The 17,960-nt window shown below is 62.6% G+C and carries 19 protein-coding genes; 11 read left to right on the plus strand and 8 right to left on the minus strand.

Translation table 11 applies throughout. The features are described 5' to 3' along the window. Positions 1–131 precede the first annotated feature (131 nt). Positions 132–905 (plus strand): transporter substrate-binding domain-containing protein, encoded by a 774-nt coding sequence (locus V3W40_RS00805; protein ID WP_065928186.1) that lies wholly within the window; start codon positions 132–134, stop codon positions 903–905. A 50-nt stretch (positions 906–955) separates the two neighbouring features. Further along, entirely contained in the window at positions 956–1,792 is an 837-nt protein-coding gene (locus tag V3W40_RS00810; protein WP_065928187.1) for a cache domain-containing protein, read from the plus strand. A 308-nt stretch (positions 1,793–2,100) separates the two neighbouring features. Here V3W40_RS00810 and V3W40_RS00815 read toward each other — a convergent pair whose 3' ends face one another. Further along, positions 2,101–3,618 (minus strand): MDR family MFS transporter, encoded by a 1,518-nt coding sequence (locus V3W40_RS00815; protein ID WP_330214255.1) that lies wholly within the window; start codon positions 3,616–3,618, stop codon positions 2,101–2,103. Positions 3,619–3,684: 66 nt separating this feature from the next. Beyond that, positions 3,685–4,869: a 4-hydroxybenzoate 3-monooxygenase gene (pobA, locus tag V3W40_RS00820; protein ID WP_330214548.1), complete on the minus strand. Its 1,185-nt coding sequence runs from the start codon at positions 4,867–4,869 to the stop codon at positions 3,685–3,687. A 189-nt stretch (positions 4,870–5,058) separates the two neighbouring features. On the opposite strand from pobA, the gene V3W40_RS00825 reads away from it, so the two are divergent. Further along, positions 5,059–5,937 carry a helix-turn-helix domain-containing protein gene (locus V3W40_RS00825; protein ID WP_065947382.1) on the plus strand — a complete coding sequence of 293 codons (879 nt, stop codon included), beginning with the start codon at positions 5,059–5,061 and terminating at the stop codon, positions 5,935–5,937. Here the strand turns inward: V3W40_RS00825 and V3W40_RS00830 are convergent. After that, positions 5,930–6,106 (minus strand): hypothetical protein, encoded by a 177-nt coding sequence (locus tag V3W40_RS00830; RefSeq protein WP_162844255.1) that lies wholly within the window; start codon positions 6,104–6,106, stop codon positions 5,930–5,932. The two genes, V3W40_RS00825 and V3W40_RS00830, sit on opposite strands and share 8 nt — an antisense overlap. A 100-nt stretch (positions 6,107–6,206) precedes the next feature. Beyond that, a complete protein-coding gene (locus V3W40_RS00835; RefSeq protein ID WP_065928191.1) occupies positions 6,207–7,112 on the minus strand; it encodes a LysR family transcriptional regulator in 906 nt (301 codons plus the stop codon). Positions 7,113–7,219: 107 nt separating this feature from the next. Between V3W40_RS00835 and V3W40_RS00840 the strand changes: the two genes are divergently transcribed. Together V3W40_RS00840 and V3W40_RS00845 are read left to right on the plus strand one after the other, a co-directional pair. Then, on the plus strand, positions 7,220–8,083 hold the full coding sequence (locus V3W40_RS00840) for an MBL fold metallo-hydrolase (protein ID WP_065928192.1): 864 nt from the start codon (positions 7,220–7,222) through the stop codon (positions 8,081–8,083). Positions 8,084–8,117: 34 nt separating this feature from the next. After that, complete coding sequence (locus V3W40_RS00845) at positions 8,118–8,732, plus strand: NAD(P)-dependent oxidoreductase (RefSeq protein ID WP_065947380.1); 615 nt, start codon at positions 8,118–8,120, stop codon at positions 8,730–8,732. Between the two features lie 100 nt (positions 8,733–8,832). On the opposite strand, the gene V3W40_RS00850 is transcribed toward V3W40_RS00845, so the two are convergent. Then, a complete protein-coding gene (locus tag V3W40_RS00850; protein ID WP_065947379.1) occupies positions 8,833–9,714 on the minus strand; it encodes a LysR substrate-binding domain-containing protein in 882 nt (293 codons plus the stop codon). Positions 9,715–9,825: 111 nt separating this feature from the next. On the opposite strand from V3W40_RS00850, the gene V3W40_RS00855 reads away from it, so the two are divergent. The 4 genes from V3W40_RS00855 to V3W40_RS00870 all read left to right on the plus strand — a co-directional run bounded on the left by V3W40_RS00855 (position 9,826) and on the right by V3W40_RS00870 (position 15,543). Continuing rightward, a complete protein-coding gene (locus tag V3W40_RS00855) occupies positions 9,826–11,451 on the plus strand; it encodes a 5-guanidino-2-oxopentanoate decarboxylase (RefSeq protein ID WP_330214256.1) in 1,626 nt (541 codons plus the stop codon). Then, positions 11,448–12,890 carry an aldehyde dehydrogenase family protein gene (locus V3W40_RS00860; RefSeq protein ID WP_330214257.1) on the plus strand — a complete coding sequence of 481 codons (1,443 nt, stop codon included), beginning with the start codon at positions 11,448–11,450 and terminating at the stop codon, positions 12,888–12,890. The genes V3W40_RS00855 and V3W40_RS00860 overlap by 4 nt, the downstream gene beginning before the upstream one ends. A 392-nt stretch (positions 12,891–13,282) precedes the next feature. Next, entirely contained in the window at positions 13,283–14,470 is a 1,188-nt protein-coding gene (locus tag V3W40_RS00865; RefSeq protein ID WP_330214258.1) for a cyanate transporter, read from the plus strand. A gap of 137 nt (positions 14,471–14,607) precedes the next feature. Continuing rightward, entirely contained in the window at positions 14,608–15,543 is a 936-nt protein-coding gene (locus V3W40_RS00870) for a LysR family transcriptional regulator (protein ID WP_027604292.1), read from the plus strand. Between the two features lie 15 nt (positions 15,544–15,558). Here V3W40_RS00870 and V3W40_RS00875 read toward each other — a convergent pair whose 3' ends face one another. Both V3W40_RS00875 and V3W40_RS00880 read right to left on the minus strand, forming a co-directional pair. Continuing rightward, positions 15,559–15,921 (minus strand): 5-carboxymethyl-2-hydroxymuconate Delta-isomerase, encoded by a 363-nt coding sequence (locus V3W40_RS00875; protein WP_330214259.1) that lies wholly within the window; start codon positions 15,919–15,921, stop codon positions 15,559–15,561. 55 nt (positions 15,922–15,976) lie between these two features. Then, on the minus strand, positions 15,977–16,900 hold the full coding sequence (locus V3W40_RS00880) for a LysR substrate-binding domain-containing protein (protein WP_065928200.1): 924 nt from the start codon (positions 16,898–16,900) through the stop codon (positions 15,977–15,979). A gap of 127 nt (positions 16,901–17,027) precedes the next feature. Here V3W40_RS00880 and V3W40_RS00885 point away from each other — a divergent pair, with 127 nt between their 5' ends. Both V3W40_RS00885 and V3W40_RS00890 read left to right on the plus strand, forming a co-directional pair. Next, positions 17,028–17,207: a hypothetical protein gene (locus V3W40_RS00885; protein WP_065928201.1), complete on the plus strand. Its 180-nt coding sequence runs from the start codon at positions 17,028–17,030 to the stop codon at positions 17,205–17,207. Between the two features lie 82 nt (positions 17,208–17,289). Continuing rightward, positions 17,290–17,787, plus strand: coding sequence for a hypothetical protein (locus V3W40_RS00890; protein WP_065928202.1), 498 nt, complete (start codon positions 17,290–17,292; stop codon positions 17,785–17,787). Here the strand turns inward: V3W40_RS00890 and V3W40_RS00895 are convergent, their stop codons facing one another. Further along, positions 17,788–17,931: a hypothetical protein gene (locus V3W40_RS00895; RefSeq protein WP_162844254.1), complete on the minus strand. Its 144-nt coding sequence runs from the start codon at positions 17,929–17,931 to the stop codon at positions 17,788–17,790. Positions 17,932–17,960: the final 29 nt, after the last annotated feature.

Raw genomic sequence — 17,960 nt, forward strand, 5'->3', positions numbered from 1 at the left:
CGCATAGGTGTTTAAATTCAGGGTTGATGGAGTTTGGTTGCGACTTGGCTAAACATTCAACGCCCCTTGCTACCTGGCCTTGCTGCTGGAAATAATGACCGCCCCCGAGCATGCCCCAAGGACTCGATCGCATGAAAACAACGATAACCCTGTGCGTACTGGTAAGCCTGGCCACCTCCGCCCTGGCCGACACCGCCCCCTCGCGCCTTGACCAGGTGCTTGAGCGCGGCACCCTCAGCGTCTGCACCACCGGCGACTACAAGCCCTACACCTCGTTGCGCGCCGATGGCGGCTATGAAGGCATCGACATTGCCATGGCCGAGTCCCTGGCCAAGAGCCTTAATGCCAGGATCCAGTGGGTGCCCACCACCTGGAAAACCCTGATGCCGGACTTCCTCGCCCAGCGCTGCGACATTGCCGTGGGCGGGATTTCGGTGTCCCTGGAACGCCAGAAAAAAGCCTTCTTCAGCCAGTCCCTCGGGGTCGACGGCAAGATTCCGCTGGTGCGTTGCGCCGACGTCAAGCGTTACCAGACCGTGGAGCAGATCAACCAGCCCCAGGTGCGCGTGATCGAACCGGCGGGCGGCACCAACGAAGTCTTCGCTCGCGCCCATCTGGGCCAGGCGCAAATCCGCCTGCACGACAACGTGACCATCTTCGACGAACTGCTGGCCGGCAAGGCCGACGTGATGATCACCGACGCCAGCGAGGCGCGTTACCAGCAGAAGCAAAAGCCCGGGTTGTGCGCGGTCAACCCGGAGCGGCAGATGCAGTACAGCGAAAAAGCCTTCCTGCTGCCCCGCGATGATGTGGCGTGGAAGAGCTATGTCGACCAGTGGTTGCACCTGAGCGTGGCCACCGGCGTCTACGACGGCATCGTCAGCCAATGGTTGGCGGCGCCCTGAGCCATGGCCGTCTACGCTGTGGTCACATCAATAAGAACGAGGGACGGAACATGAAGGGATTGCTCCGCGCCACCTGGCTGCTGCTGTTGTGTTTCAGCCAGGTGCACGCCGACACGCCGGGTGAGGACGCCCAGGCCGCCAAGGCCTTGCTGGGAAAAGCCCTGGCCTACTACCAGACCAACGGTGACAAGGCCTTTGCGGCGTTCAGCCGCCAGGGCGAGTTCATCGACCACGACCGCTATGTGTTCGTGGTCGATACCCAGGGCGTGCTGCTGGCCAGTGGCGGGCCCTCCTCCGCCCTGATCGGCCGCGATGTGTCCGAGGTACTCGGGCCGGAGTTGCGCCAGTCATTCAAGGACGCGCTCAAGGTGCCGGAAGGCCAGGGTATCCAACAGGCCGACTACCGCTGGCAGAACTGGAACGACGGCAAGGTCGAGCACAAGCATGTGTTTTACCAGCGCGTCGGCCAGCGCATCCTCGCTGTGGGTTATTACCTGCCGCGCGCCACCCCGGAACAGGCCCGGGCCCTGCGCAACAAGGCGGTGAACGCGTTGGTGAAGGATGAAGCCGGCACGCTCAAGGCCATCAACTCATTGCAGGGCGGTTTCCTGCAGGATGACCTCTATGTGTTTGTGGTGGACTTGAACACCCAGCGTTACGTGGCCCATGGCACCAACCTGCGACTGATCAACACCGATTTCAGCAAGATCAAGGACCCCGACGGCAAGCCGGTGGGCGAGCCGATCCTCAAGCTGATGGCCGAGCAGGACCAGGGAGAATACAAATACCGTTGGAAGAACCCGGTGACGGGCAAGGTCGAGAACAAGCATGCGTATATCCGCAAGAGCGGGCATTTCATGGTTGCGGTGGGTTACTACAGCCCCTGATCTGAACTGGAATGCATTCAAATGTGGGAGGGGCGGTGCGACGATTCGACTTGCCCCCGATGGCAGTGTGTCAGTCGAAGATGTTCCAACTGAACCACCGCCATCAGGGCATGGGTATCTACACAATTTTCAGAGACTGGCGAGTTCCCCTGTGGCGAGCGGGCTTGTCCCGCGTTGGGCTGCTACGCAGCCCAACGCGGGACAAGCCCGCTCGCCACAGGGAGATTTGTCAGGGGCTGAAAAGTTGTGTAGATACCCATGGCCTCCGGGGGCAAGCCCCCTCCCACATCAGGTCTCTATTGTGTCAGTCAGCGGGTTTTGTCTTCCCGCCCGCGCAGCACGCGATTGGGCATCGCGATCGCCGCCGCCAACCCCAGCAGCGACACCCCCGCACTCACCAGCAGCAAATGCCTGAACGTCACCCCCAGCTCCCCGCGCAGGGCATCCTGCGCCGGGCCTGGCGCGGCGTTCAGGCCGTCGAGCAGCACGTTGCCGGAACCGCCTTCGACCACCAGCGCACCGCTGGCCAGGTGGGCGAAGCTGGAGTCCTCCAACAACGCCAGCAGCAACGCCGACATGCACGCCACCCCCACCGCGCCGCCCAGGGAGCGGAACAGGTTGGTGGTGCTGGTAGCAACGCCGATGTCCCGTTGCTGCACCGAGTTCTGCGCCCCCACCAGGGAGGTGGGGAACTGCATGCCGGCGGCGATCCCGCACAGCAACATGAACACGCCGGTCAGCAGCATATCCTGGGGCGCACTGTAGGCCATGCCCAGGATCGCCAGCGGGCTTAACAGCGCGCCGCTGAGGATCATCGGTTTGTAACGCCCGGTCACCGAGGTCATGCGCCCGGCGCAATAGGCGCCGATGGGCAGGCCCATCGCCAGGGGCAGCAAATGCAAGGCGGCGCTGTCGGCACCGCCGCCGGTCACTGTCTGAAAGCGCAGGGGCATCAGCACCGTCAGGGAGATCGCCTGGAAGCTGGTAAAGAAAATCGTGCACCAGCACAGCACCGCGCTGCGGTTGGCAAACAGGTGCATCGGCAGCAAGGGCTCGCGGGCGCGGCGCTCGTGCCAGACGAACAGGGTCAATGCCACCAGGGCACAGGCCAGCAGCCCCAACACCTGGCTGTCACGCCAATGATGGCCCTGGCCGATTTCGGTGATGCCCAACAGCAAGGCGGTGAGGCCGATGATCATCAGCACCGTGCCGAGGTAATCGATGATCGGCTTGCGTTGCGGCGCCGGCAGCCCCACCAGGGTGCGATGGGCCACGTACCAGGCACCGGCGCCCAGCGGCAGGTTGATCAGGAACACCCAGCGCCAGGATAAATACTCGGTCATGTAGCCGCCCAACACCGGCCCGGCCACGCTGGCCACTGCGTACATGCTGCTGAAATAGCCCTGATAGCGCCCGCGCTCACGGGGCGGGATGATGTCGCCGATGATCGCCTGGCTCACCGAGATCATTCCGCCGGCGCCGATGCCCTGCAGCACCCGCGCCAGCACCAGTTGCTCCATGCTCTGGGCCATGCCGCAGAACAACGAAGCGACGGTGAACAGGCCCATGCCGATCAGCATCATCGGCCGCCGCCCGTAGAGGTCGCCGAGCTTGCCGTAGATCGGCACCGCCACCGTCATCGCCACCATATAACCGGAGATGACCCAGGCCAGCAGGTTGACGTCGTGGAATTGCGCGGAGATGGCGGGCATGGACACGGCGACAATGGTCTGGTCCAGAGCGCCGAGGAAGATCGCCATCATCAACGAGGCGAGAATACTGCGCACCGCGGGGAGCGGTGGCGCGGGCTGATTGAGCTGAGTCACGGCAGAACCTTCGAGCAGGGCCCGCGGGAAAAGGCAGCCCGCGGGAATGCTCGATACGATAGCAGGCTATTCGATAGGCTCGTAAGGAAGTCCGACGTAATTTTCCGCGATGGTCCGGCGCCCGGCTTCGGAGTGGATGAAGTACTCCAGCTCGCTCTGGGCAATGCGCTGGCTGAATCCGTCGGACTCAGGGAATTGATGCAACATCGAGGTCATCCACCAGGAAAACCGTTCGGCCTTCCACACCCGGCGCAGGCAGATGGCGGAATAACGTTCGAGCAAGTCCACGCGCCCCTCGCCATACACCTTGAGCAAAATCCGGAACAGGGTGCTCACGTCGCTGGCCGCCAGGTTCAAGCCCTTGGCCCCGGTGGGCGGCACGATATGGGCCGCATCGCCGAGCAGGAACAGGCGCCCGTACTGCATCGGTTCCACCACAAAACTGCGCAGGGGCGCGATGCTTTTTTCGATGGAGGGGCCGGTGACCAGTTGTTCAGCCAAAGCGTTGGGCAGCCGGGTTTTCAGTTCCGCCCAGAAGCGTTCGTCCGACCATTCGCCTACCGGCTCCTCGGCCGGCACTTGCAGGTAATAGCGGCTGCGCGTCGGTGAACGCATGCTGCACAGCGCAAAGCCCCGTGAATGCTTGGCGTACACCAGTTCCGCGTGCACCGGCGGGGTGTCGGCAAGGATGCCCAGCCAACCGAAGGGGTAGACACGCTCGAACACCTTCAGCGATTCAGCCGGGATCGACTGGCGCGCCACACCGTGGAACCCATCACAACCGGCGATGTAGTCGCACTCCAGGCGAAACGCCTGGCCCTGATGCTCGAACGTCAGCCAGGGTCGATCACTTTTAAGATCATGGGGCTGCACGTCGCGCGCTTCATACAGCGTGGTGGCGCCAGCGGCGGCGCGGGCGGCCATGAGGTCGCGGGTGACTTCGGTCTGGCCGTAGATCATCACCGATTGGCCGCCGGTCAGCGCCTTGAGGTCGATGTGGGTCAGTTGACCGTCCAGCGCCAGCTCGAAGCCATCATGTACCAGGCCTTCGGCATCCATGCGCTGGCTCACGCCCGCCTCGCGCAGCAGGTTGACCATGCCTTGTTCCAGCACCCCGGCGCGGATACGGCCTTGTACGTAGTCGGCACTCTGGCGCTCCAGGATCAGGGTCTGGATACCGGCGTTGTGCAACAGCTGGCCGAGCAAGAGTCCGGAGGGACCGGCGCCGATAATGGCGACTTGGGTTTTCAGGGTTTTCATTATTTTTATCGCCCGCAAGTTCCACCCGAACGGATCGAGTGAAAGAGTTGTCATTGATCTTGTGGCTGACAGTTTTCACTTGAGTGCGCAGTATAAGAAGGTGAAAACTGCGACAAAACCTGCGCTTTTTGCCAATTTGGGCGATTACCGCACCACTGTCCTGAGTATCGGATTGAAACCATGACCAACACCGCGATTCCGGTCTTCAAGCTTTACGGAGAAAGCCAGCAATGGCCGACCCCCGATTTGTTGCACTGCGAAACCATTTCCCGGCGCAGTCGGGAATACCAGTGGGAAATCCAGCCCCACCGGCACGCGGATCTGTGCCAACTGCTGTACGTGCACAAAGGCCAGGCCGAGTTGGAAATCGAAGGCCAGCGCACCACCCTCAACGAAGCCACGCTGCAGGTATTGCCGCCGTTGTGCGTGCATGGGTTTCGCTTTGCCGAAGATGTGGAAGGCTATGTAGTCACCCTGGCGGCACCGCTGGTCAGCCACTTGCAAGCCCAACTGGGCGCAACGGCAGGCGGTTTGCAGACCCTGGGCAGCTACCCGGCGGGCAAGGACAGTGATTACCTCAACAGCCAGTTCGCCCGCCTGCAGGACGAATACGCCGACGACCAACCGGCCCGGGACATGCTGATGCACGCGCTGGTCAGTGTGCTGCTGGTGTGGATCAGCCGCCAGGCCATCCAGCGTCGCCACCCGCGCGCGCCAAGGGGCCGCGAGTATTTCCGGCGCTTTACGCAATTGGTTGAACAGCACTATCGGGAACACCCGAAGATTGAGGATCTGGCCCACAAACTGGGTATCTCGGTCTCACACCTGAATGGGACGTGTCGGGAACTGGGCGGGCAGCCTGCCTTGCAGATCATGCATGACCGTCAATTACTCGAGGCCAAGCGCCTGCTGACCTACACCAGCATGACCATCAACGAAATGTCGGAAGTACTGGGTTTTTCCGACCCGACCAACTTCTCTCGGCTGTTCCGCCGACGGGTCGGGTTCTCACCCAAGGCGTTTCGCGAGCAACTCAAGGCCGAACAGCCGTCTACCTGAGTGCACTGAAACTGCCGGTGTGGGGAACGCATTGGTCCTGATGGCAGCTGATCGCAAAGGTCGGCTGCATCCGGGTCTGCTCCACGCGGTAGGCGGCGGTGCCATACAGGCCGGTCGCCAAGGCGCAGAGGAAGAAAATCATCAGGTATTTGCGGGTTTTAATGCTCATGGCACAGACCTCTGAGCGGATCTACAGGGTGCTGTTTAAAGCATAGGTCAACCAGGGCGAGTTGCCATTATTGGGCGACATTCAACAGGGTTATGTCGCCCTAAAGACACCTATCCCACACCGGCTCCTCGGGGAACCTCACCACCAGGAAATCCAGCAGGCTGCGCAGCGCCGAAGGCATGTGTTTGCGTGACGCATAGACCGCGTAGATGTTCATCTGCCGGGGTTCGGCCTCGGGTAGCAGACGTACCAGTTCACCACGGCGGATGTGATCGCCGGCCTGGTAGCTGGGCAGCATCGCCACACCCGCGCCGGCCAGCGTCACGCGTAACAACGTACTGGCTTCGTTAGCGGTGATATTGCCGTGCACCGGCACCGAGACGTGCTCGCCGTGCTCCTCGAAATGCCACAGGCTTTTGCCGAAGTACGAATGGGTCAGGCAGTTGTGCCGGGCCAGGTCCTCGACTTTCTGCGGCGCCGGGTGCTCCAACAGGTAGGCCGGGGTTGCGCACACCACGGAGCGACAGACTGTCAGGCGCCGGGCGATCAGGTTGGGGTCCAGGTCGTTACTGGTGCGGATGGCCAGGTCGATGCGCTCGTCCACCAGGTTCACCGTGCGGTCGAGCATTTGCAGGTCAATGGTCACCAGGGGATAGCGCTTGACGTACTCGGCAATGGCCTCGGCCAATTGCGCCTGGCCGAACGAGGTGCTGACACTCAGGCGCAACAGGCCACGGGGCGCCTTATCGGGCTCACTGACGGCGGCCTGCATATCACCGCACAACTCCAGGAGTTGCCGACAGCGTGGCAGGGTTTCGCCACCGGCCGCCGTAAGGCTGAGTTTGCGCGTGGTGCGGTGCAACAGGCGCGCGCCGACCCAGTCTTCCAACTCGGCCAGGTAACGCGACACTACTGGGCGCGACAGGTCCAGATGATCGGCGGCGGCGGACTGACTGCCCAGGTCCACCACCGTGACAAACACGCGCATTGCTTGAAGACGATCCATGATTTGCCCGATTTCAGAAACAAACTATGTCCCAGCATCGCATTTTTAGTTCGGTTTAGTGCAACTAAGCTCTGTGCATCCTTTGAATCCACTGCTGGAGCTGCCCGATGTTCTCAACCCTCAAGCGCTTGACCTTCACCGCTGCCTTGGCGTTTGCCGGCCATGCAGCGGCGGCCGACCTGACTCTGGATGTCTACAACCCTGGCGAGGCGGCGATCTTCCCGGTCAGCTCGGTGCTGGTCAGCGGTGCCAAAGACGCGATCCTGGTGGACGCGCAATTCGGCAAGGGCCAGGCCGAGCAACTGGTGCAGAAGATCCGCGCCAGCGGCAAACACCTGACCACCATCTACATCAGCCATGGCGACCCGGATTACTACTTCGGCCTCGACACCCTGACGGCCGCGTTCCCCGACGCCAAGGTGCTGGCGCCGCAACCGGTGGTGGACCATATCAACGCCACCGTGGCCGGCAAACTTGAGTTCTGGGGCCCGAAAATGGGTGCCGACAAACCGGGCAAAACCATCGTGCCCCAGGTGCTGCAAGGCCACAGCCTGACCCTTGAAGGGCAGCAGCTGGAGGTGATCGGCCTGGATGGCCCGCAGCCGGACCGCAGCTTCGTGTGGATCCCGTCGATCAAGGCCGTGGTCGGGGGCGTGGTGGTCGCGCAAAACATTCACCTGTGGATGGCCGACACTCAAAGCGCGCAATCCCATAAAGACTGGCTTGCGACCCTGCAACGCATCGAACAGTTGAAGCCACGCACGGTGATTCCTGGCCACTACCTGGGCACGCCGTCACCGCAAGCCGTGGCCTTTACTGCCGACTACATCAAGGCCTTCGACGTAGAAACCGCCAAGGCCAAGGACGCCGCCGCCCTGATCGCGGCCATGAAAAAGCGCTACCCCACCCTCGCCGACGAAAGCTCGCTGGAACTGAGCGCCAAAGTCGCCAAGGGCGAAATGAAGTGGTGAATGCCTTTAAACCCTGACCGTACTGGAGAACATCATGAGCAAGATCGCAATCATTGGGGCCACCGGCCGTGCCGGCAGCCAATTGCTGGAAGAAGCCCTGCGTCGTGGGCATAGCGTGGTGGCTATCGCGCGTAACACCGACAAGCTGGCTGTACGCCCCGGCGTCACCGTCAAGCAGGTTGATGCACTGGATGCCAATGCCCTGGAACAAGCCATCAGCGGCAGCGATGTGGTGATCAGCGCGGCACATTTCGCCACCCTGCCCGCCAGCGCCGTGATCGGCCCGGTAAAAAAAGCCGGGGTGAAACGCCTGCTGGTGGTGGGCGGCGCCGGTTCGTTGCTGCTGCCCGGTGGCGGGCGTGTGATCGACAGCGAGGGCTTCCCGGCGGAATACAAAGCCGAAGCCAGTGCAGGGGCCGCGTTTCTCGACGTGCTGCGTCAGGAAAAGGACCTGGATTGGACGTTCCTGTCGCCGTCGGCCTTGTTCGATGGCACCCAGCGCACCGGTAAATTCCGCCTGGGCCAGGATGACTTGCTGGTGAGCAGTGACGGTAGCAGCTCGATCAGCTTTGCCGACTACGCCATCGCCATGCTCGATGAAGTGGAAACACCGAAGCACTCGCGCCAGCGCTTCACCGTCGGTTACTGACCTCCCTCCCACTCCCGTAGCAGCTGCCGAGCGCAAGCGAGGCTGCGTCAGCGGTGTACCTGACACACCGCAACGCAGCCTCGCTTGCGCTCGGCAGCTGCTACGGGATTTTCGCGGAGGTTGCCTGATCAACCAGCCAGTTCATCAGCGCTTCAAGCCCTGCCGACGGCACCGTCCCCGGCGGATACACCAGGTAGTACCCCTTCCCCGTCGGTACCCGCAGTTCAAACGGCATCGCCAAGCGCCCCGCCTTGAGATCCTCGCCCATCAACGCACTGTCGCCCATCGCCACCCCGGAGCCCTGGGAGGCCACGTTCATCGCCAAGTCCAACGTCTCGAAATGATGCCCCTGGCTCACGTTGCTCAACCGCGTATCCGCCGCCTGGAGCCAGCGCGCCCAATCGCGCTCATCCCGCGTGGGGTGCAACAGCACCTGTTGCTGCAAGTCCGCCGGGGTGTGCAAACCGGCGAGCAGCGCCGGTGCGCAGACCGGGGTGAGTTGCTCATCGAACAAATGCCGCGCCTCGGCCGATTGCTCGGCGATGGGCGCATAGATCACCGCCGCGTCGAATTGCTCGCGACGAAAATCCACGCTGTAGGCCACGGTGGTGGTGAGTTCCACCGGAACGTCCGGGCGCTCCCGCTGCCATTGCATCAGGCGCGGCAACAACCAGCGCATTACGCAGGTGGAGGCCTTGATTTGCAGGGTATGGCGGCGATTGCCGATCTGCTCCACCGCGTCACCGAGCAGGCCAAACACCTGCTGCACCCGTTGCGACCACTCGCGACCTTCTTCGGTCAGGCTCAACCCCCGTGCCTGGCGCTGGAACAAGGCGTAGCCCAAATGGCTCTCCAGCCCGGCGATCTGCCGGCTCACCGCACCTTGTGTGATATGCAGTTGCTCGGCGGCGCGGGTGAAGTTGCAGCACTGGGCCGTGACCCAGAAGGTATGCAGCGCGGGCAGGGGCGGAAGGCGTTTCATAAGGGCGCAGCCATGACGTGAGGACATGGCTAGTATGACTTTTTATCGATTGTTGCCGCTACGGGCCAGCCGTTCCAATACCGCCACGAATCCATAACAAGAGCGACACCTATGGCGACCTGTGGCGAAGTATTGGTCAACCTCCTGGAAAGCTACGGCGTGGACCAGGTGTTTGGTATTCCCGGCGTGCACACCGTGGAGCTGTATCGCGGCCTGGCCCGCTCGAGCATCCGCCACGTCACCCCGCGCCACGAACAGGGCGCCGGCTTTATGGCCGACGGCTACGCGCGCACCCGTGGCAAACCGGGCGTGTGTTTCATCATCACCGGCCCGGGCATGACCAATATCACCACCGCCATGGGCCAGGCCTACGCCGACTCGATCCCGATGCTGGTGATTTCCAGCGTGCAATCGCGCAGCCAGTTGGGCGGCGGGCGCGGCAAGTTGCATGAGCTGCCGAACCAGGGCGCGATGATGGCCGGCGTGGCGGCGTTCTCCCATACCTTGATGTCGGCAGCGGAGTTGCCCGCCGTGCTGGCGCGGGCGTTTGCGTTGTTCCAGGCCGGCAGGCCGCGCCCGGTGCATATCGAGATTCCATTGGATGTGCTGGTGGAAAACGCCGATGCACTGCTCGGCAGTCAACCGGTCAGCATCGCCCGTGCCGGTGCGGCACCGGCGGCGGTCAAGCAGATGAGCCAGTTGCTCGCCGCCGCCAAACGCCCGCTGATCCTGGCCGGTGGCGGCGCGATTGAGGCGGCCGCCGAATTGACCCGCCTGGCCGAAGCCCTCGGCGCGCCGGTGGCCCTGACCATCAATGCGAAGGGCATGCTGCCTTCCGAGCATCCGCTGCTGATCGGCTCGACTCAGTCCCTGGTCGCTACCCGCGCGCTGGTGGCCGAGGCCGATGTGGTGCTGGCCATCGGCACCGAGCTGGCCGAGACCGACTACGACGTGACCTTCGCCGGTGGCTTCGAGATACCCGGCGCGCTGCTACGCATTGATATCGACCCCGACCAGACCGTGCGCAACTACCCGCCGCACCTCGCACTGGTGGCCGATGCGCAGATCGCCGCCGATGCCTTGCTGACGGAATTGAACCGCACGCCGCTTGGCCCTCGCCGCACCGACTGGGGCGCTCAGCGCGTCGCCCGGTTGTGGGCCGAACTGGCCCCCACCTGGGACGCCGCCACCCGCGCGCAAACCCTGTTCCTCAATACGGTGCTGGAGGCACTGCCGGGCGCCGTGCTGGTGGGCGATTCGACCCAACCGGTGTACAGCGGCAACCTGACCCTGAACCTCGATCACCCGCGCCGCTGGTTCAATTCCTCCACCGGCTACGGCACCTTGGGCTACGCCCTGCCGGCCGCCATCGGCGCCTGGTTGGGCCGTGGCGATGGGCAACCGGTGGTGTGTTTGATTGGTGACGGCGGGCTGCAATTCACCCTGCCGGAACTGGCCAGCGCAGTGGAAGCGCGCACGCCGATCATCGTGCTGCTGTGGAATAACCAGGGATATGAAGAGATCAAGAAATACATGCTCAACCGCGCCATCGAACCGGTCGGCGTAGACATCTACACCCCGGATTTTATCGGCGTGGCCAAGGCCCTCGGCAGTGCTGCCGACAGCGCTCACAGCGTTGCACAGCTGCGCAACGCCTTGCGCGCCGCCGCCGATCGCCCGGGGCCGACGCTGATTGAGATCGACCAGGACCTATGGATGCAGGAGCCAGCGGTATGAGCGCAGTAATGAACGGTGTGTATATCGACGGCGCATGGCGTGCCGGCCATGACGTGCTGGAGGTGATCAACCCGGCCACCGAGGCGACCCTGGCCCGTGTCAGCGTCGGCGATGGGCAGGCCGTGACCGAGGCCGTGGATGCAGCCAGCGCGGCCTTTATCGACTGGTCGAAAAGTAGCGGCCGTGATCGCGCCAGCCTGCTGCGCAAAATCGCCCAAGGCGTCAGCGCGCAGCGCGAACAGTTGATGCACCTGCAATCGAGCAACAACGGCAAGCCGCTGTTTGAAGCCGGCATCGATGTGGATGACGTGATCGCCACGTTCGAGTACTACGCCGGTATCGCCGACGACATGGACGCCGGCCAGGACCGCCCGGTGGCGCTGCCCAGCGATGACTTCAGCGCGCGCCTGCGCCGTGAGCCGTGCGGCGTGGTGGGGCTGATCGTGCCGTGGAATTTCCCGATGGTCACCACCGCCTGGAAACTCGCCCCGGCCCTTGCCGCCGGTTGCTGCGTGGTGCTCAAGCCCTCGGAAGTCACGCCCTTGGCGGAGTTGCAGTTGGCGCAAATCATCGCTGACGCGGGCTGCCCGGCGGGGGTGTTCAACCTGGTCTGCGGCACCGGCTTGGCCGTTGGTGCACCGCTGGCGGCAGACCGTCGCGTGGCGAAGATTTCCTTCACCGGCAGCAACGCCGTGGGGGTGCAGGTGATGCAACGTGCAGCGGAAACCATCAAGGGCGTGAGCCTGGAATTAGGCGGCAAATCTTCGCTGCTGGTACTGGCGGATGCCGACCTCGACCTGGCGGTGGAGCTGGCGTGTGGCGGTGGTTTTTTCAACGCCGGGCAAATGTGTTCCGCCACCAGCCGCGTGCTGGTGGCCGACAGCCTGGCGGATGAATTCCTGCAGCGTTTGCAGGCACGGGCTGAAGGCATTCGCGTCGCCGACCCATTTGCCGATGACGTGGAAATGGGCGCGTTGATCAACCGCGTGCAGTATCAGCGGGTGCTGGGGCATATCCAACGGGGCGTCGAGGCTGGCGCGCGATTGGTGTGTGGCGGCGAACGCCCGGCGAACCTGGCGAAGGGCTACTTCATTCGCCCAACCGTGTTTACCGACGTGCCATTGGACAGTGCATTGTGGAACGAAGAAATCTTCGGCCCGGTGCTGTGTGTACGACCTTTTGCCACTGAGGAAGAGGCCATTGCCCTGGCCAACGACAGCGATTTCGGCCTGGTGGCCAGCGTGGTCAGCCGTAGCGTCGAGACCACCGAGCGCGTGGCGAATGCCTTGCAGGCCGGGTTGGTGTGGATCAACGCACCGCAGGTGATCTTCCCGCAGACGGCGTGGGGTGGTTACAAGCAGAGCAGTATCGGCCGTGAGCTGGGGCCGTGGGGCCTGGCGGCGTTTCAGGAGATCAAACATGTGATCCGGTCTATCTGACGACGCAGAACAAATATGGGAGGGAGCTTGCACCTAATGCCAGTCAGTTAAGGAGGAACACTGTAACTGTGGTGAGCGGGCTTGCCCCGCGTTGGGCTGCGTAGCAGCCCCAAAAAACAGCCCCGGACTTGCCTGGCACACTGCAGCGCTCTTATTGGGGCTGCTACGCAGCCCAACGCGGGCGGTGCGACGATTCGACAAGCCCGCTCGCCACAGGTTACTGTTTGACCGTTCTATCTCTTAACTGATCGACATCAGGGCTTGCCCGCTCTCACACTTTGACTTGCGGTGTTTCAGTTAACCGCAATTTTTAGATAGCCCCTGCGACTTTCTCATTTGCCCCCCTCCCCCATGCGTGGCCTGATTCGCCCTTGTTCATTCAAGGCAGGCCCATGGAAAACGTTCAGGCAAAACCCACCACCGCCGTGTGGCTGATGATCAGCGTCGTGCTGGTCGCCCTTAACCTGCGGCCGTCGATGGCCGCCGTGGGGCCGTTGTTGTCGTCGATTCGCGGCGACGTGCCGTTGAGTTTCAGCAGCGCGGCGTTGCTGACCATGTTGCCGGTCATGGCCATGGGCCTGGCGATGTTCTTTGGCATGGGCCTGGCCAAGCGCGTTGGCGAGCACCGCAGCATTGTGCTGTCACTGCTGGTGATTGGCGTGGCGACGTTGTCGCGGCTGTTCCTGGATTCGGCTCTGGAATTGATCGTCAGCGCGATTGCCGCCGGTGTGGGCATCGCCATGATCCAGGCGTTGATGCCGGCGCTGATCAAGTCGCGGTTCAGCGAAAACGTGTCGTTGTTCATGGGCCTCTACGTCACCGCTATCATGGGCGGCGCGGCGCTGGCGGCAGCGTTCTCCCCCTTCGTGCAGGTGCAGACCGGCAGCTGGCGCATCGGCCTGGCGATCTGGGCGTTTCTGGCGCTGCTGGCCCTGGTGTTCTGGTACGCCCAGCGCTCGGTGTTGCCACCGTTGCCCCAAGCCGCCGCCGGCCCTCAGGAATCGTTTTTCGGCAACGGCCGCGCCTGGTTGCTGGCGATCTTTTTCGGCCTCGGTACGGCGTCCTACACCTGCGTGCTGGCGTGGCTGGCGCCGTACTACGTGGAGCAAGGCTGGAGCGAACAGAATGCCGGTTTGTTGCTGGGTTTCCTGACCGCGATGGAGGTGGTGTCCGGCCTGGTCACGCCGGCCATCGCCAACCGCCGCCGGGATAAACGCGGGGTGGTGGCGGTGTTGCTGGGGCTGATCATCCTCGGGTTCTGCGGCCTGATCCTCAGCCCGCAACACCTCAGTTTGCTGTGGCCGTGCCTGCTGGGGCTGGGTATCGGCGGGTTGTTCCCGATGAGCCTGATCCTGTCCCTCGACCACCTCGACAACCCGCGTCGCGCGGGAGGCCTTACCGCATTCGTGCAGGGCATCGGCTACCTGATTGCCGGCCTGTCGCCGCTGATCGCCGGGATGATCCGCGACCAGTTGGGCAGCTTCGAATGGGCCTGGTGGTCGCTGACGGCGGTGATCGTGGTGATGCTGCTGATCGTCACGCGATTCAACCCAAGGCATTACGCACAACATATTCGCTGACGTCGTGTTGCAAACAGTATTTGTCCCACGCAAAACATTGAAACGCCCTACAGAGCTTTCTATTGGCACGGCCGTTCCGTTAAGCTTTCGCGCTGTCTTGTACTGACTTCGGTACATGGGGTTTACGGACGAAACCGATGTTAAACAGTAACTTGCTCAGAAAACTCGATATGCAGGACTTGATGGTGTTTATCGCCGTCTATGACCAGAGCAGCGTTACCGACGTGTCAGAAACGCTGTTCGTCAGCCAGTCCACCGTGAGCTACAGCCTGAAGAAACTGCGGACCAGTTTTGAAGACGAGCTGTTTATCAACACGCGGGCGGGCATGCGGCCTACGTACAAGGCCACCACCATGTACGCCCATGTGCAGAAGATCCTCGAAAGCATCAACCTGTGCCATGCCGGTGGCCAGGCCTTCGACCCGACCCAGAAGGCCGTGACCTTCAATGTCTGCGCGCCGGAGTACTTCGAACAACTGATCCTGCCGCGCCTGTTGAAGCATTTCGACCGCGCCGACCTGCCGGTGATCGTCAATGTGCAGAAACTGGAAGCCGACATCCCCGCCGACGACCTGCGCGAGGGCCGTCTGGATCTGGTGATCTGCTTCGGACCGCACTTTCACCGCGCCCATAAAGACTTCAAGACCCAGATGCTGCTGGAGGACGATCTGGTGTGCGTCTTCGATAAACGCTCGGCACCGCGCGAGCCGGCATTCAGCCTGCAATCGTTCGTCGAGCGGCGCCACGTGTTCCCCACGCCATGGACCTCCGACACCAACATGATCGACGGCTGGCTGGCGCGCCAGGCCCACAAGCGCCAGGTGATCGCCCGCGCCAACAGCTACAGCGCGGCGCTGAAGATGATCACCGGCACCGACTTCATCGTCACCCTGCCGCGCCGCGTGCAGAAACTGCTGGCACCGGCGACGGTGTTCGGCCACTGCGAGGCCCCCAACGGATTGCCAGGGTTCACCCTGGATATGCAGTGGAATGAAAGCAGTGAACAGGACAGTGCCAATACCTGGTTTCGTGAACAGGTGGTGAAGGTGTGTGCGGATCAGGGATTACTCTGACTTCTGTGCCGAGGGTTAGCCGATGGCGACTTTGCTGTAGGAGTCGCGATCCATGTCGACCAGCAGGACGCTGAGCTGAACCTGTATATCGGCCGGCCAGTCGCCCATGTCCTGCAACGCTGCCAGCAGGCTTTGCGACAATTGCTGCTTGACCTGCGGCGACCGCCCGCTGAGCAGTGACAACTTCACCGCGATGAAACCGCGTGGGTTGAGGGAGGTGCCCACCTGAAAACTCTCGAGCTTCACGGCGCGGCTTTTGATATCGAACTCGGAACCGAACTGCCCGGACGCCATCAGCACATTGTTGAGCCGCAACAGGGTTTTCTCGACGGCCAGGTTTGTCAGGTTGGCGGTGTATTCCAAGTGCAGGTGTGGCATGGATGACTCCGAGTCATTCGTAGGAAAGTCTGTAGATATAGCACGGATAAAAGCCTCAGGCCTTGTTCGCCTGGCCCCGATCGCTCATGAACGCTTCCAGCCGCGAACGCACCCAGCGCTCGGCAGGGTCGGTGTCCACATGACTGAGCCAGACCATGGACAAATCCAGGGTCGGCGTCTCGAACGGAAACGGCTCGCAGAACAGGTTGCCCGACACCGCCATGGCCTCGGCCGTGTAGTCCGGCAGGCTGGCGATCAAGTCGGTCCCGGCCAGCAGCGCGGGCAATGCGCTGTATTGCGGCACCGACAACACCACATGGCGCTTGCGGCCGATTTCCGCCAGCCACTCATCGGCAAACCCGGACACGTTGGCGGTGTGGGATACCAGCACATGGGGGCGCGAGCAATATTCATCGAGGGTCAGCGGGGTGTCCGAGGCATCGGCGCGCAGCAGTCGCGGGCGGATATGACGCAGCAGCTTGCGCTTGGCATTCGCCGGCAGGCCACGGGTCTGGGTGATGCCGACGGTAATATCGCCGGACGCCAGCAGATCGGGAATCCGCCAATAGTCCACGTGCTGCACCACGAACACCACCTGCGGCGCTTCCTGGCGCAAGGCGCGCAGCAACGGTGGCAACAGGCCGAACTCGACGTCGTCGGACAGTCCGATGCGAAAGGTCATGGTGCTGACGGACGGGTCGAAATCGTGGGTCAGGCTCAAGGCCGACGACAGTGAGTCCAGGGCGGGCGACAGGTGCTGGATGATTTCCTCGGCGCGCGCGGTAGGTTCCATGCGATGGCCGACGCGAATGAACAGCGGGTCGTTGAACAAGGTACGCAGACGGTTGAGGGCCGAACTGATGGTCGGCTGGCCGAGAAACAGCTTCTCGGCCACTCGCGTCACATTGCGCTCGAGCATCAGTGCTTCGAAGACCACCATCAGGTTGATGTCGGCCTTGCGTAATTCATTGCGATTCATCGGCGCCTGCCCCTAGCCCAAGACAAGCCGCAGTTTAGAAAGCCGGGCCGGCCGCGTCTATGTGCACACTGTTCATCACGCGGCTTTGGGACTATAAACAGCGCTCGAACGTCGCAGGAACACTACCGTGCTGGTCATTTTTGGCCTGCCCATTCTGGTGGCCGGGTTCTGCCTCTGGCTTATCCGCTTTGTCACCCGCCCCACCGTCCGCACCTTATTGCGGGTGTTTGTCGGCCTGTGCCTGGCGGCAGTGGTGGCGTACCTGATGCTGGCTTCGGGTTTTCCTGTTTCGTTGCTGGTTTCATAGCCCCCTCTTTGAACTGGATGCTATTGCCTTGATAAACATCCGCAACATCGCACTACCGCTGTTACTGGCCGGATGTACCGCCATGACGCCCTACAAGGCACCGCTCGAAGGCCCGCGAGCACAGCTCAAAAGTGAGTTGAGCACCCACGCCAGCTACAACGAATGGCTGTCTGTCAGCGTTTCGACGGATCATGAATGCCTGCAAGGCAGGGTGGGAACGCCGAGTAAGGAAACCGCACTGTTTGCGGTGCACAGCAGTACTTCGCGCCCCGACGGTTACGTGGACATCGCCGCCGACCAACCGCTGCACTTGATCGTGTCGGGCCTGGCAAGCGCCGGCCGGCGCTGTGTGATTGAGTTCAACACCCAGTTCGCCGCCCAAGAGCGCTACTTGCTCAAAGGCGGGATTGCCGACGCCGACAGTGGGTGGTGTCGCGTTAAGGTGATCAATGCCGATACCGGCGCCGCGCTGGCGGAATTCGAAACCCCGACCCAGGTAACACCCGCCCCCACGGAGAGCCCTTCGTGGAGGCAGTTCATGGCCCGTCAAGGGTGCTTTTTAGCCCCGGCCGAACATTGATCAGGGCTTGAGCGGACGCTCCTGATCCCGCTCGGACAGCTCAGTGCCGTCGTCCGGGTGCTTCCAGGTCTGGGGTTTTTCCTCTTCATGTCGCCGGGGTTGCTCATGCTCCGGCTCATCTTGGCGCTTCGGTTCATTGCCCATAGCCATCTCCCTTCCGTAAGAATGGGTCA

The sequence above is a fragment of the Pseudomonas sp. AM8 genome (genome assembly GCF_036346475.1).
GTDB lineage: Bacteria > Pseudomonadota > Gammaproteobacteria > Pseudomonadales > Pseudomonadaceae > Aquipseudomonas > Aquipseudomonas marginalis.

Excerpts from the sequence above, each read along its gene's own strand:
- V3W40_RS00865 (WP_330214258.1), top strand. The coding sequence starts at position 13,283 with ATGGAAAACGTTCAGGCAAAACCCACCACCGCCGTGTGGCTGATGATC.
- V3W40_RS00875 (WP_330214259.1), bottom strand. The coding sequence starts at position 15,921 with ATGCCACACCTGCACTTGGAATACACCGCCAACCTGACAAACCTGGCC.
- V3W40_RS00830 (WP_162844255.1), bottom strand. The coding sequence starts at position 6,106 with ATGAGCATTAAAACCCGCAAATACCTGATGATTTTCTTCCTCTGCGCC.
- V3W40_RS00860 (WP_330214257.1), top strand. The coding sequence starts at position 11,448 with ATGAGCGCAGTAATGAACGGTGTGTATATCGACGGCGCATGGCGTGCC.
- V3W40_RS00810 (WP_065928187.1), top strand. The coding sequence starts at position 956 with ATGAAGGGATTGCTCCGCGCCACCTGGCTGCTGCTGTTGTGTTTCAGC.
- V3W40_RS00870 (WP_027604292.1), top strand. The coding sequence starts at position 14,608 with ATGTTAAACAGTAACTTGCTCAGAAAACTCGATATGCAGGACTTGATG.
- V3W40_RS00845 (WP_065947380.1), top strand. The coding sequence starts at position 8,118 with ATGAGCAAGATCGCAATCATTGGGGCCACCGGCCGTGCCGGCAGCCAA.
- V3W40_RS00805 (WP_065928186.1), top strand. The coding sequence starts at position 132 with ATGAAAACAACGATAACCCTGTGCGTACTGGTAAGCCTGGCCACCTCC.
- V3W40_RS00890 (WP_065928202.1), top strand. The coding sequence starts at position 17,290 with ATGACGCCCTACAAGGCACCGCTCGAAGGCCCGCGAGCACAGCTCAAA.
- V3W40_RS00895 (WP_162844254.1), bottom strand. The coding sequence starts at position 17,931 with ATGGGCAATGAACCGAAGCGCCAAGATGAGCCGGAGCATGAGCAACCC.
- V3W40_RS00850 (WP_065947379.1), bottom strand. The coding sequence starts at position 9,714 with ATGAAACGCCTTCCGCCCCTGCCCGCGCTGCATACCTTCTGGGTCACG.
- V3W40_RS00840 (WP_065928192.1), top strand. The coding sequence starts at position 7,220 with ATGTTCTCAACCCTCAAGCGCTTGACCTTCACCGCTGCCTTGGCGTTT.
- V3W40_RS00825 (WP_065947382.1), top strand. The coding sequence starts at position 5,059 with ATGACCAACACCGCGATTCCGGTCTTCAAGCTTTACGGAGAAAGCCAG.
- V3W40_RS00880 (WP_065928200.1), bottom strand. The coding sequence starts at position 16,900 with ATGAATCGCAATGAATTACGCAAGGCCGACATCAACCTGATGGTGGTC.
- V3W40_RS00855 (WP_330214256.1), top strand. The coding sequence starts at position 9,826 with ATGGCGACCTGTGGCGAAGTATTGGTCAACCTCCTGGAAAGCTACGGC.
- V3W40_RS00835 (WP_065928191.1), bottom strand. The coding sequence starts at position 7,112 with ATGGATCGTCTTCAAGCAATGCGCGTGTTTGTCACGGTGGTGGACCTG.